The following is a 13,040-nucleotide window of genomic DNA, read 5'->3' on the forward strand; positions in this document are numbered from 1 at the left end:
TCAGCTCCCGTAGATGGTGCTGCCGTCGACGCTGTCCTTGGACAGCCGTCTGGTCAGGTACATGCCCTCGAGCACGAACTCGACGGCCGCCGCGACCTGCCCGGGCGTCACCGAGTCCTCATCGATCTGCAGCGCCTGCAGCACCCCGGCCAGGCCGGGCACGGTCCCGAACTGGTCGAGCAGATCCTTTGCGGTGACCAGGTTTCCGGTCTCGACGGTGGCGCCGTCGGCGAACACCGCGGCGAACCCGGCAAGATCGAGCCCGCGCAGCTGATCGGCGAACACGGCGGCGGTGGCGCGGCGCAGCAGGTGCGCAAGCACCTCGTCCTCGCGATCCTGCTCGCCCATCTCGAACTCGAGCTTGCCGCGCAACACTCCCAGCACACCGGCCAGATCGCCGATCCGCGCCACCGCAACGTCTTCCCCGGTGAGCGCCGCACGGCGGAGCGCCGCGGCCGCGAGCTCTTCGGCGGCGGATACCCCGAACCGGGCGGACACGCCGGAGCGCTGGTCGATCGAGCTCGACTCGCGGAGCAACCCGACCAACGTAGCGATCACCTGCAGCAGGTGATCGGGAACGTCGGCTGCCAGCTCCGCTTCCTGTTGCAACACCGCCACTTCGGCCTCGGTGTCGAGGGGATAGTGGGTGCGGATCTCGGCGCCGAAACGATCCTTCAGCGGGGTGATGATGCGCCCGCGGTTGGTGTAGTCCTCCGGGTTCGCCGATGCCACCACCAGCAGGTCGAGCGGCAGCGCGAGGTTGTACCCGCGGATCTGGATGTCGCGTTCCTCCAACACGTTGAACAGCCCGACCTGGATGCGCTCGGCCAGATCGGGGAGCTCGTTGATCCCGAAGATGCCGCGATGCGCGCGGGGCAACAGCCCGTAGTGCACGGTCTCCGGGTCGCCGAGCGAAAGGCCCTGGGCGAGCTTGGTGGGGTCGACATCGCCGATCAGATCGCCGACGCTGGTGTCCGGAGTGGCCAGCTTCTCGGTGTACCGGCGGCTGCGGTGCACCCATCGAATCGGCGCGGCGTCACCGCGCTCGGCCAGAATGCGCTGGGCGGTCGCGGTGATCGGCGCGAACGGGTGTTCGGCAAGTTCGGTGCCGGCCAACGCCGGCGTCCACTCGTCCAACAGCCCGGCGAGGGTGCGCATCAACCTGGTCTTGCCCTGGCCGCGCTCGCCCAGCAGCACCAGGTCGTGCCCGGCCAGAATGGCCCGTTCGACGGCGGGCACAACGGTGTCGGAAAAGCCTTGCAGGCCGGGCAGACTCGGCTCGCCGGCGCGCAGCCGGTGCAGCAGATTCTCGCGCAGTTCGGCCTTGACCGGACGGTAGCTGTAGCCGGCTTCGCGCAGCTCGCCGACGGTGGTCAGCGACGGCGGCTGGCTGGCATGGCCGGGCTCGGCGCCGGCGGAGCCTTGGGTGCTCGGTGTGGTCACTTCACCCAGCGTACGAGCGCGGGGCGGCAGGCGGGAAGATCACGTCGGCCGGTTATGCCGAGCGCTGAGCGCGGGATCTGGAGTGCTCGGATCGCCGAAGACCAGCCCCCGGCTGACCAAACTGTACTCGTTTGGCGAATGATACTATTCGTCATATGAGGACTAAGGCACCAGCGCTGCTCCCGCTGTTCCGTTCGGAGCTGCAGGCCAAGCTCCTCAGTCGGCTGCTGTTGACGGACGACGAGATCGGGGTGTCGGCTCTGGCGCGTGTCCTCGGCGCTCCGCAGCCGACGGTTCATCGGGAGACAGCGCGTCTGGTCGAAGCGGAAATATTGGTTGATCGGTGGGTTGGCCGCATTCGGTTGGTATCGGCGAACCGGGCCAACCCCGCCTACCCGCCACTGCGGCAATTGCTGACGATTGTGTTCGGTCCGAGTGCACTCCTCACATCCGCTCTCGCCGACGTGGAGGGAATTGAACGTGCCCTGATCTACGGTTCCTGGGCCGCACGGTCCGCGGGAAAGACGGGGCCACCGCCTCACGACATCGACGTGTTGATAGTTGGCGATCCTGACCCGGAGACCCTGCATGATGCATTGACCGGCGTCGAGGAAAGACTTTGTCGCGAGGTCAACTACGTCACCGTATCGCCGGACACCTGGGCGGCCAGGGACTCTGACCCGTTCCTCTCGTCCATCGCGGCCGGCCCAGCCGTCGACCTCAAGGAGAGCGATGAACCGATCGGTTACTGATTGATCAGTGGGGACAGGGCCGCGCCACCGTGCTGGAGTTACTGCGCGTCAATCACTTGGAGCCAATACCGGCCAACTCGTCACACGTCGAGTTGTTGCTGGAGCGAGCCGCGCTGAATATTGACACCGGGCCTGATGAGCAACCGTTGGCGCGCTGCGTCGGACGAACCGACGCGGTGCCGTCACTGGCGGGTGCGTCATCTACGGTCGCCGTCAGGCGGCGGAGGTTGAGGTGAAGGTCCAGCGGCCGCCGCTGACGGTGCTCACCACGAAGCCGCCGCGCAGCACCGGAGCGCTGTGGGTGGCCGGGAGTTCAGAGGTGGCCTGCACATCGGCGAGCGCGGCGGCCGGCACGTGCACCTCGGCGGTGCAGCCCAGCGGCACCGTCACCCGCAGGGTCAGTCGCGCACCCTGCTGCCGCCAGGACGCGGCCACCTCGCCGCGCACCGTGGTCAGCGCGTGTTCGGCGTTGCTCAGCCCGACCCTGGCGTCCGGCCGCACCCGGAAGCGGCGCCAGCCGTCGTCCAGCGGACGCAGCCCTGCGACGTTCTGCAACAGCCACTGCACAACGGTGCCCTGGAAGTAGTGGTCGCGGGAGCGTCCGGGCAGCTGCCAGAACTCCCACATGGTGTCTGCGCCGTTGTCGACCCAGTAGCCCCAGCTCGGGTAGCTGCGCTGGCGAGCAACCGCGGCCGCCAGGTCGGCCCGGCCGAATCGGGTCAGCACCGGCAGAAGTTCGCTGGTGCCAAGGCATCCGGTGTTGAGGTGGTTGCCGCGGGCGGTGATGTCGGCAACCAGCGACTCGAACACCGGGGTGATGAACTCGTCCGGCGCCAGGTCGAACGCCAACGGAATCACGTTGTTGGTCTGCCGGTAGCCGGGGTCCTTGCTGGTGCGGTAGTGGCCGGCAGCTCGATCCAGGAACTCCTCGTTCAGCCTGGTGCGCAACGCTTCCGCGGCAGCACGGTACCGCGCGGCGAGGGCATCGGCGCCGTCAAGACCGGCAATCTCGGCGGACTCTGCGGTGTAACGCAGCGCCCTGTTGAGGTACGCGGTGGCGGTGAGGCGGGTGTCCTCCGGCGGGTTGCCGCCGGTACCCGGCGAGAGGTAGTCACCGAGCGCCGTCACCGCCAGCCCGTTCTGCAGCCGGCCCAACTCCCAATCCAGGTAGCGGGTCACCACCGGCAGATGCTGTTGCAGCAGTGCGGTATCGCCGTACCACCGGTGCATCTCACGCAGCAGGAACGGGTACACCGTTGTCCACTCCGGGGCCGGCGCCAGTTCGCGGTAGCCCCAACCGCCGCTGGGCACGATCACCGGGAGTTGCCCGGAATCGACCTGGCTGTCGGCCAGATCGGCCAGCCACTTGGTGAACAGCCGGGGCATCGCCAGCTGTTGCGCCATGGTGGGCGCGCCGACCTGTGCGTCGCCGGTCCACCCGTTCTTCTCGTACATCGGGGTGTCGGTCGGCAGCGCGTGCAGGTTGTTGTGAATGGTGCGCCGCATCATGGCTTCCAGCCGCTGGTACAGCTCGTCGTCGGCGCTGAACCTGCCGGCGTCGTCGACGGCCGAGTACACCACCCGCAGCGCGATGTTCTGCGCTGTCGGCGCCTGTCCGGCCGGCAGCCCGGTCAGTTGGGCGTACCGGAAGCCGTAGTAGGTGAACTGCGGTTCCCACTCCTCCACGTCGCCGGTGCCTGCGGCGATGAAGCTGCTCTGCTGGCAGCGCCCCGCCGCATTGCCGTTGCGCGCCACCACGGTTCCGTCGGACGCGAGGGTTTCCCCGTGCACCACCGATACCTCGGTACCGCGCGGCAGCGTCATGCGGAGCCGGGTCCAGCCGGCGACGGTGCGGCCGAAGTCGACCACCCACACCCCCGGTTTCGGCGAGCGGATGGCCTGCGCCGGCACGGTCTGGATCACCCTGATCGGCTGGCACTCCTGCGCCACCAGCGCACCGGCGGGCGGGTCGAGGGCGGTGGCGTTCGACCAATCGGCATCGTCGAAAGCCTTGTCGCGCCAACCCTTCGGCTGCAGCCGAGCGTCGAAGGTCTCGCCCGCGTACATGCTCTCGAACACCACCGGACCGTCGCTGATCCGCCAGGTCGGATCGGTGACCACGCTGGTGCTGCTGCCGTCTCGGTACTCGATCACAAGGCGGGCGAGCAGCCGTGGTTCGCCGTGCCAGACGGCACGGTCCCAGTTCCAGGCGTTGGGCGGGGTGACGAGCCCGAAGAATCCGCGCCCCACCTCGGCACCGATGCTGTTGGTACCGGCCGAGATCAGCGCGGTGACGTCGTGCACCACGTACTGGACCGTCTGGTTGTAGGCGGTGAACCCCGGGTCGAGAACGTGGTCGCCCACCCGCTTTCCGTTGATCCAGCACACGGCGTAGCCGCCGGCGGCGAGGTACAGCCGCGCGGCGGACACCTGCTTGCCGGCGCTGGTCGTGAAGTTCTTGCGGAGCAGCGGGGCGGGCTTGGCGGGCAGTTCGATGCGCACCGATGATCCCCACGGTCCCTGCCCGTACGGTGCGAGCGGCTGCGCCGCTGCCCAGCCGGCATCGTCGAAACCTGGTTGCTGCCAACCGGTCGGGGCGTTCTGGGTGATCCGCCAGGTTCCGTCGGTGAGCAGCTGCAGCTCGCCGTCCGCTGTGCGGATCACCAGCTTGCCCAACAGCCCGCCGGGGTTGATGCTGGCGCCGGTGCCGTTGGTGACCTCGGCCGCCACCGTCAACGAACCGCCGACCGCGGCGCGGGCCTGCTCGGTGACGTCGACGGTTTCTGCGGTGCGCCAGCCGTCGGTGACGTTGGGCGAGCTGAGGATCCGCCCCCCGTCGAGATAGGCGGTGTAGTAGTCGTCCGCGGTCAACACCAGGTAGGCGCTGCTGACGGTGGTGCCGGCCGGAACGGCAAGGGCGCCGCGGAGTTGATAGGTGCCGGACGGGCCGCCGTTGGCGGTGGAACCCGGCGTCCAGATCCAGTTCGCGCCGTCGAGGGTGCGGTCGTCGGTGGTCGGCGGCTGGTTGCCGATCCACTGCGCGCCGGCCCAGCCATCGTCCAACAAACCGGTTTCGAACCAGCTCGCCGACGACCACGGCCCGACGCGACCATTCGCCCTGGCCCGGACCCGCCAGTGATATCGCTTGCGCGGCAACAGTTCCGGCCCGCCGTACCGGACGTCCAGCGCGTCACCACTCACCAGACCGGAGTCCCAGACGTCGGCGTTGCCGCGGAGCAGCAGCGCGGCGGCGCTGGCCACCTGCACCTGGTAGCCGTCGGGTTCCGTTCCCAGCTGACGCAACCACCAGTGCAGCAACGGACGCCGGGTGTCGGTACCGAGCAACTGGGGGGCGTAGTTGACGCTGGTGCCCTGCACCACCGGAGCGGCTCCGGAGGCGGCTGGCGCGGCCAGCGCGGTGCCGGCCGGCGCCGATCCCGCCGACGCCTGGCCCGGCAGCGCGGAGCTCAGCGCAGCCGCGCCGGCCATGCCGACGGCCAAGCTGCCACCCCTGATCACGGTGCGGCGGTTGAGGCCGGACCTGCCGGGCTGATCGGACGGTGTCGGCATCGTTGCCATAGGTAGCTCCTTCGCTGACCGATGGCTACCGACCGTAGGTGGGGCCCGCTGGCCTGACAATGGTTCCGGCCGAAGCGAAGCTCGGCGACTGTCACTTCGAAACCGCTGGCCTGTCGATCGCATCGACCAGATCGACCGATGCCCGATTCGCTGCGGCTGCGGGTCTTTCGTCCCGGCCTTGTGCCGCACTGCGGATGGCGCGCCATGCGCGCTGGTGATGATTGCTGCTCCTTGCCGCTGCGCTCTGCTCCTTGCCGCCGCGCTCCCGCCGGCAACTGCACCCGGAGCGCTACCGTTGGTGGCGATCTCGACAGCACGGGGCGACCGTCGTCCAGCCGCCTATCGCAGGGAGGGCATCGGATGAGCAACCTGGAAGTGTCGCCACCGGAGCTGGATGGCGTGGCCGAGCGGCCCGGCGATGCCGAGCTGATCGTCCCGCGGGAGGTGCCGCTGGGTGGGCCGCGAGCCATGACGGTCCACCGGACGCTGCCGGGCAAGGAACGCTCGTTCGTCGGCGCGTGGTGCTTTGTCGATCACTACGGGCCGGACGACGTGGCGCGCAGCGGCGGTATGCAGGTGCCGGGGCATCCGCACACCGGGCTGCAGACGGTGTCGTGGTTGTTCGACGGCGTCATCGAGCACCGCGACACCACCGGCGCGCATGCCATGCGCCCCGGCGAGGTGAACCTGATGACGGCCGGGGCCGGCATCGCGCACTCCGAGTTCTCCACCGCCGACACCACCACGCTGCACGGTGTGCAGCTCTGGGTGGCACTGCCGGATGCCGCCCGGTTCACCGCTGCAGGGTTTGAACACTTTGTGCCGCAGCCGGTCTCGGTGGACGGCGCCGTTGTGCTGGTGTTCGTCGGGGAGCTGGCAGGGCAGCGCTCGCCGGTGACGACGTACACGCCGCTACTCGGTGCCGAGCTGCGGCTGCCGCCGGACTCGGCGTTGCGGCTGCCGGTGAACCGCGGCTTCGAGCACGGACTGCTGGTTGACTCCGGCACGGTGACAGCCAACGGCACGGTGATCGCCAACGGCACGGTGATCGCCAACGGCAGCACCGCGGCGCGCGGCGAACTCCTGGTGCAACCGGCCGGCAGACCGGAGTTGTTGCTGCGCAGTGGATCTGAGCCAGCGCGGGTGCTGCTGCTCGGCGGCGAGCCGTTCACCGAAGAGATCGTGATGTGGTGGAACTTCATCGGTCGCAGTCACGACGGGGTGGTCGAGTTCCGTCGCGAATGGCAGGACGCGCATCACGACCCCACCACCGTCGGCCGATTCGGCCGGTTCCCCGATGCCGGGGAGACGACCCTGCCGGCGCCGGACATGCCGACCAGTCGGCTGCGCTCCCGGCGAAACCGTCGTGCCGACAGTTGACCCGCGGGGCAGCAATACCGGCGGTACAACGGGCACCCGGTGGCACCGGCGCGCGGTTCCCGCCATAGTGGAGCCATGACCGACACCGACCCGTCAGAGCAGAGCCCGGCGCCGGGACAGCCGGAAGTCCGCCACAACGACGCCGAACACCGCTACGAGGTGCTGGTCGACGGCGCGCTGGCCGGGCTGACCGCCTATACCGATTCCGACGGCCGGCGGATCTTCTTCCACACCGAGGTGGACGACGCCTATGCCGGTCGGGGGTTGGCGGCGGTGCTGGTGTCGACGGCGCTCGCCGAGACCAAGGCCGCCGGGCTGCGGATCGTCCCGGTATGTCCCTACGTTGCCAAGTACGTCACCAGGCACCACGAGGTCGACGACGTGCTCGACCCGGTGACACCCGAAGCGCTGCAAGCGGTTCGCGCCGCCGTCGGCCAAGCCTGAGGAGCCAGCATGACCAGCCCCGACCTGTCCGTCATTGAGATCGGCGTCAACGAAATCAGCGGTCGCGCGCCGCATCAGGACGCCGAACGCTACGAACGCGACCTGGCCGCACTGCAGGCCTGGCAGCAGGAGCTGCTGGAGGCCGTGGAACGCGACGGTGACGCCGCACCAGCCCGTCCGCTGCTCGACAGGGTGAACAACACCATCGACGTCACCACCCGGCGCCGGGAGTCCGCCTTGGAGCGGGATCAGCAGAGCGGATCGTCAGCTCAGTAGCCGGCGCCTGAGCGCCCGGTCGCGGCCGCCGCTCGGCCCGGTAGCCGCCGCTGGGCCGGCGGTCGGCGCTGTGCTCGGTGGTCGATGCTGTGCTCGGTGGTTAGCGCTGTGCTCTGTGGTTAGCGCTGGGCCCGGTGGTCGGCGCTATGACCGGTGGTCGGCGCTATGACCGCGCGCACGCGCGTGGGAATGCTGTTCTGGCTCAACACTTTTCGTTCTCGAGCGGCTCACCGGAGTCGATGGCCTGCTTGACGGTGGCGTCGCCGCCGAGGGAGTTGCGCTGCTCGCAGGCGCTGGCCTTGGAGCTGTACGGGCCGTAGTAGGCCGAATAGATTGGGTTGCCCTTGTAGTCGGGGCTGAAGCTGCTGCAGGTGGCGTCGGTGCGCAGATACTGGGCATCCGGGTAGTTGTTGAGGAAGCGCTGCACGTCTTCGGCGTACTTGCCGGGCACCACCGCCGAGCCGACGAACACCACATACTGCCCGCTGCAGCCTGGGCTGCTGATCGGGACGCTGACCCCGAGATCGATACCGTTCTCCGCCTCCGCCGGCGGCGGGCCGTTCTCGGCGGGTGTGGGGTCGGCTTTTTCCGTTGTGGGATCAGGGGTTTGCTGCTGGGTGGTGGGCTCAGGCGTCGGCTCGTCCGGAGTTTGCCGGACGGTGGTGACCTCGACCGTGGTGACCACTTCGGTGGTCGGCGGAGGCGGCGGGGTGGACCGCGTGGTGGTCGGCGTCGGCTTGGGCTTGGGCGTCGGCTTGGGGGCCGGCTTCGGCGCGGGATTGCTGCGTGACGACGACACGGTCGGCGCGCTCTTGACCGGCGCGCTGCGCTGCGTTGTCGAGGGCGGCGGCTGCGTTGACGGCTGAGGCTTGGAATTCTCCGAGCTGGACGGTCCGCTGGCATCCGGCCCTGGCAGCACCGGCGGTCGCTGACCGTTCGATCCGTTCTGGCTGGACGTGGTGGTGACCGGGCCGGAAGCGTTGCTGGGCTTGTCGTTGGTACTGCTGGCCCAGAGCGCGCCCGCGGTGATCACGCCGGCGACCAGCAGCGCCGCGCCGCCGACGGCGAGTGCCATCTTGCCGCGGCGGCGTCCGGAACCGTCCTGGTGCGGCGGGCCGGAGCGGGACGCCCCGGCCGGGTGCGGGTAGGCGCCGAGCGCGCCGGCGGGGCCCGGCCCGCTGGGTGGGCCAGGCGGGCCGCCCTGCCCAGCTCCGCCCGGCCCAGATCCGCCGTGCCCGGATCCACCGTGCCCCGATCCACCGTGCCCCGGTCCGCCGGCGAAACCGGCGGCGCCCGCGGCCGGCCCGGCGGCGGGTTCCTGCCGGGTGCGCGGGTGGTCGTCGGCGTCCAACTCGGACCAGGCGCCGGCGGCCGGGCGGGCCGGCGGAACGAACATCGTGGTCTGGTCGGCCGCAGCGTCGGGGTCGGAGGACGGGCGTGCAGGGAAGGCACCGGCGGGTGGCGGCAGCGGCCCAGAGGGGACGGCCTGGGTGGGACCGTGATCGGTGCGGCGGGTGCCGCCGTCGGTGGGCGAGTCGGACGCGCCGAGCGCTACCACCGATTCCGGCTGGTCCAGCGCGGTGGGGGTGACCCCGAGTTGCTGCTGAATCGTCTTGGAAATCAACGGGATTCGCGACGATCCGCCGACAAGGTAGATCCCGGAGAGTTCGGCGGGGGTGAGCCCGGCGCGGCGGATGGTGGCGTCCAGCACCGCGACCGTGCGCTGGATGCCGGCCCGCACCAGACCCTCGAACTCCGGACGGGAGATGTGCACGTCTTCGGCCGGCGGCGGCAGCGGGATGTCGGTTTGCGGGTAGCGCGACAGCGTCTCTTTGGACGCCCGCACATCTTCGGCGAAAGCGCGCGCGGCCCTCCGGGTGGCCGGATCGGTGGGGTGCAGCAGCCGGTCCCACGCCTCCGGATGCTGGCCCCTGGCGGTCCGCCCGGCAAAATCCTTCAACTGCTCGTCGAAATCGAGACCGCCCAGATCGGGGATGCCGTCTTCGGCGAGCACCGAAAGCTGTTGCGGCCCAGCGCCTCTCGAGCGCCCCACCACCGCGGCGTCGAAGGTGCCGGCACCCAGGTCGTAGATGGCGACCGCCCCGCCCGGTGCGATCTCCCGGCCGGGGCCGCGGGTGAACCTGGCTGCCGCTGCCACTGGTTCGACGATCAGCGTGATCTGGGACAGCCCGGCCTGCCGCGCCGCCGCCAGCAGGGTGCTGCGCCGCGGGGTCGCCCACTGCGCAGGGTGGGTCAGCACCACCCGGTCGACGGGCACGCCGCCGGTCTGCCGTGTGGCCTCTTCGTTGACGGTGCGCAGCACCGCGGCGATCACGTCCACAACGGTGAGCAGGCTGTGGCCCAGCAGCAGGTCGCCGTCGTCGATGCGGCGCTTGGGGTTGGGTTCGAACCTGCTCGGATCGATCCGGGCACTGCGCAGCGCTTCACGGCCGACAATCAGGGTGCCGTCGTCGGCGAGGAATACTGCGGAGGGCAGCAGGCTGGAGCCGTCGAACTCCAGCGTGTACGGCGCGGCGTCGTCCCGCCGCAGCACGGCAACCGTGTTCGAGGTGCCGAAGTCGATCGACAGCACGATCATGTCAGCCCTCTCCCCCTTGCCTGCGACTTGCTTCGTGTCATTCCTGAGCCGGTGCCGGTCTTTCCTGAGCCGGTGCCGGCGTCTTACCTGCGACGGCACTTTCGGGCCCGCTCCCCCGGGGCCGGGCCCTGGCTGCAGCCTACTGCCGCCACACTGGGGGTGCGGACCACTTTCCGGCCCGCGCGAGGGGTACGGGTAGGGCTGAACTACCCATGACTACCCATCGCTGTGGGGTGTTGCGCGGCGAGATGCTCGGCTCTGGGTGGGGCGGGGGTTGCCGTCCTCGGCGCTGAGCTGGTACGAGTGTCGGCGCAGGCAGTCCCTGGTGTGAGCACGACCTGGTGTGAGCGCGACAGCACCCGGACGAGCCGGTGGCGGTGGGGTGGCGCCGGCGGTGGCGCCCCGGCGTATCCCTGGCCAAGGGCGCGCAGCTGCCCTCCTACGCTGGCGAAGATGGACGACCGCGTTCACCCCAAGGGCACACCCGACGGCATCCGGGCACCCGGCAGCACACACTTTCCCAGCGACGTCGGGGCTTCCAAACCCGCGCCGCCGCCGCCGAACGCCACCGAGCGCCCCATCGTCGCCAGGACGACCACCGCAACCGAAGACGCGGCGCGGGAGCAGGCGAGAGCAGCCGAGAGCCTCATCGTCGTCACCACGACCACCGCAACCGAAGACGCGGCGCGGGAGCTGGCGAGCGCCATCGTCCAGCAGCGGTGGGCCGCGTGCGCGCAGGTCGTCGGGCCGATCACCAGCGTGTACCGCTGGGACGGCACGGTTCAGACCGACCAGGAGTGGAGGGTCGAGCTGAAGACCCGCGCGTCGCTGCTGCCGGCGATCGAGGCGCACCTGGCGCGCTGGCACGACTACGACGTGCCGGAGCTGGTCGCGACACCCATCGTCGATGGCACCGCGGCGTACCTGCGGTGGATAGTCGACGAGACCGGCGTGCAATAGGCACGCAGCGCCGAGCTTGTGCGTGGCGCCAAGGTTGTGCGTGTCCCGAGGACTTGCGCGGCGGGCAGCCTGTGCGTGGCGCCGAGGACTTGCGCGGCGCCGAACACTCTCAGTAGCTCACCAACGCACCACCCCCTTCGCCGACGGCGACCGCTTCGCCGAGACGGCCGGCCATGCAGCCGAACAGACCCTTGTCGAATCGGGTGGCGGCCCCGAAGTTCTTTGCCTGTCAAAGCAGCCGGACGCGCGTTCCTCCACGACTCCTTGCGACTGCTGACCGACGCTCACCGTGCCTACACCCACTCCGACGACGGAAGCAGGCGGCTGGCAAACCAAGCGTTCTACACGCGACTGGAGATCACAGAAGACGAGCAGCTACGCCCGTGCCTCGCGGAACCCTTCGCGACGATCGTCGCCGAGGCGATCGGAGGCAAGGAAGCCAAACGGGAACACTCCACATCTTCCGATGTCGCGTGTTCCCGTAAGACACTTTGGGTGGAGCCGAGGGGGCTCGAACCCCTTACCTCCGCCTTGCAAAGGCGGCGCTCTACCAGGTGAGCTACGGCCCCGAGCGCCTGTCGGCGCGGGATTTCAATTGGCTGCCGGTGCGGCTGGTGCCGCCGGCGGCGGGGTGGTGCGGCCGGTGGCCTCGTCCCACAGCTTGGCCTCCGCTTCGGCCTGCTTCTTGCGCTTGTCGGCGAGAACCTTGGCGCCGCCGGCGAGCGCGCCTCCCACGATCAACTTCTTGAACAGGCCCATGGTCAACCCTCCGACGGTGCTGCGTTGGGAGTGGGCCTGGGAGGACTTGAACCTCCGACCTCTTCCTTATCAGGGAAGCGCTCTAACCGCCTGAGCTACAGGCCCGCAACAGCGAATCGCGGCGCTCAATGTCCCTGCTGGGCCATCGGCACCGCGTACACATACGGTACCGCACCCCGTGGAGCCGACCCAAATCAGTTACCCAGGCTCCGACCAGTCGCCGACGACGGGATCTCGACACGCCCGATCGGCGCTGGTCACGCGGCGCGTTCACACCACTGTGCACAGGTTATCCACACCCCCAGCCTGCGGTTTGTGCACAAGCTGTGGACAACCGCCATGGTCAGTGGACTAGTCATCAATGAGCAGAACCCCCACTTGTCCGAACATCATGTCACGGCTGTTCGGGCGGGACGGTCGATCCACAACCTGAAGCTGGCGCGTCACGGCCGGGTGACAACTGTGGACAACTCGGTTCGCCCGGTTGACGATGAGGCACTCTGCTGTTGTCCTCATCGGACAGGTCGGACAGACGGACGGAAAGCCTCATGACCTCGCTACCCAGCAAGGCACTTCGACGACGCCGCGCGGTCGCGGTCGCCGGAATCTGCGCCACCCTCACGCTGCTGGCCTCGGCCTGCACCAGCAACTCAGGCGCCACCGGCACCACCGAGCGCTCGTACCCGCCAGTCAATCCCTCAGTCTTTGGCTCGTACGTCGGGCCGACTGAAGCGTCACGGGTTTGGTACCGGTCGTGTTGTGTGGGCCGGCTCTGGTTGGAGCACGGTCAGTAGTCGATCGTAGTGGGCTTGTTCGTACTCGGCGGGTGGCTGGTAGTGCAGCCGGCT

9 protein-coding genes and 2 tRNA genes are annotated in these 13,040 nt (G+C 69.4%); 5 read left to right on the top strand and 6 right to left on the bottom strand.

Annotated features, from left to right (window positions below):
• A complete protein-coding gene (locus tag HKD39_RS12355; protein WP_171200167.1) occupies nucleotides 1-1,443 on the bottom strand; it encodes a sigma 54-interacting transcriptional regulator in 1,443 nt (480 codons plus the stop codon).
• Nucleotides 1,444-1,673: 230 nt separating this feature from the next.
• Between HKD39_RS12355 and HKD39_RS12360 the strand changes: the two genes are divergently transcribed.
• A complete protein-coding gene (locus HKD39_RS12360; protein WP_212754495.1) occupies nucleotides 1,674-2,195 on the top strand; it encodes an ArsR family transcriptional regulator in 522 nt (173 codons plus the stop codon).
• Between the two features lie 213 nt (nucleotides 2,196-2,408).
• Here the strand turns inward: HKD39_RS12360 and HKD39_RS12365 are convergent, their stop codons facing one another.
• Entirely contained in the window at nucleotides 2,409-5,774 is a 3,366-nt protein-coding gene (locus tag HKD39_RS12365) for a family 78 glycoside hydrolase catalytic domain (RefSeq protein WP_171200168.1), read from the bottom strand.
• Between the two features lie 360 nt (nucleotides 5,775-6,134).
• Between HKD39_RS12365 and HKD39_RS12370 the strand changes: the two genes are divergently transcribed.
• From HKD39_RS12370 to HKD39_RS12380, 3 genes are all read left to right on the top strand, one after another.
• Complete coding sequence (locus tag HKD39_RS12370) at nucleotides 6,135-7,154, top strand: pirin family protein (protein WP_171200169.1); 1,020 nt, start codon at nucleotides 6,135-6,137, stop codon at nucleotides 7,152-7,154.
• A gap of 75 nt (nucleotides 7,155-7,229) precedes the next feature.
• Complete coding sequence (locus HKD39_RS12375; protein WP_171200170.1) at nucleotides 7,230-7,598, top strand: GNAT family N-acetyltransferase; 369 nt, start codon at nucleotides 7,230-7,232, stop codon at nucleotides 7,596-7,598.
• Nucleotides 7,599-7,607: 9 nt separating this feature from the next.
• A complete protein-coding gene (locus HKD39_RS12380; RefSeq protein ID WP_171200171.1) occupies nucleotides 7,608-7,874 on the top strand; it encodes a hypothetical protein in 267 nt (88 codons plus the stop codon).
• 202 nt (nucleotides 7,875-8,076) lie between these two features.
• Here the strand turns inward: HKD39_RS12380 and HKD39_RS12385 are convergent, their stop codons facing one another.
• On the bottom strand, nucleotides 8,077-10,473 hold the full coding sequence (locus HKD39_RS12385; RefSeq protein WP_171200172.1) for an Hsp70 family protein: 2,397 nt from the start codon (nucleotides 10,471-10,473) through the stop codon (nucleotides 8,077-8,079).
• A 453-nt stretch (nucleotides 10,474-10,926) separates the two neighbouring features.
• Here HKD39_RS12385 and cutA point away from each other — a divergent pair, with 453 nt between their 5' ends.
• Entirely contained in the window at nucleotides 10,927-11,433 is a 507-nt protein-coding gene (cutA, locus tag HKD39_RS12390) for a divalent-cation tolerance protein CutA (RefSeq protein ID WP_171200173.1), read from the top strand.
• A gap of 496 nt (nucleotides 11,434-11,929) precedes the next feature.
• On the opposite strand, the gene HKD39_RS12395 is transcribed toward cutA, so the two are convergent.
• From HKD39_RS12395 to HKD39_RS12405, 3 genes are all read right to left on the bottom strand, one after another.
• A tRNA-Ala gene (locus HKD39_RS12395) sits at nucleotides 11,930-12,002 on the bottom strand.
• A 22-nt stretch (nucleotides 12,003-12,024) separates the two neighbouring features.
• The gene (locus HKD39_RS12400) at nucleotides 12,025-12,192 is read right to left on the bottom strand and encodes a DLW-39 family protein (protein ID WP_246232622.1); all 168 of its coding nucleotides are present in this window, start codon (nucleotides 12,190-12,192) and stop codon (nucleotides 12,025-12,027) included.
• 31 nt (nucleotides 12,193-12,223) lie between these two features.
• Nucleotides 12,224-12,297: transfer RNA gene (locus HKD39_RS12405), tRNA-Ile, on the bottom strand.
• Nucleotides 12,298-13,040: the final 743 nt, after the last annotated feature.

It is taken from the genome of Nakamurella aerolata, assembly GCF_013002705.1.
Lineage (GTDB): Bacteria > Actinomycetota > Actinomycetes > Mycobacteriales > Nakamurellaceae > Nakamurella > Nakamurella aerolata.

Excerpts from the sequence above, each read along its gene's own strand:
- HKD39_RS12370 (WP_171200169.1), top strand. The coding sequence starts at position 6,135 with ATGAGCAACCTGGAAGTGTCGCCACCGGAGCTGGATGGCGTGGCCGAG.
- HKD39_RS12400 (WP_246232622.1), bottom strand. The coding sequence starts at position 12,192 with ATGGGCCTGTTCAAGAAGTTGATCGTGGGAGGCGCGCTCGCCGGCGGC.
- HKD39_RS12365 (WP_171200168.1), bottom strand. The coding sequence starts at position 5,774 with ATGGCAACGATGCCGACACCGTCCGATCAGCCCGGCAGGTCCGGCCTC.
- cutA (WP_171200173.1), top strand. The coding sequence starts at position 10,927 with ATGGACGACCGCGTTCACCCCAAGGGCACACCCGACGGCATCCGGGCA.
- HKD39_RS12385 (WP_171200172.1), bottom strand. The coding sequence starts at position 10,473 with ATGATCGTGCTGTCGATCGACTTCGGCACCTCGAACACGGTTGCCGTG.
- HKD39_RS12375 (WP_171200170.1), top strand. The coding sequence starts at position 7,230 with ATGACCGACACCGACCCGTCAGAGCAGAGCCCGGCGCCGGGACAGCCG.
- HKD39_RS12380 (WP_171200171.1), top strand. The coding sequence starts at position 7,608 with ATGACCAGCCCCGACCTGTCCGTCATTGAGATCGGCGTCAACGAAATC.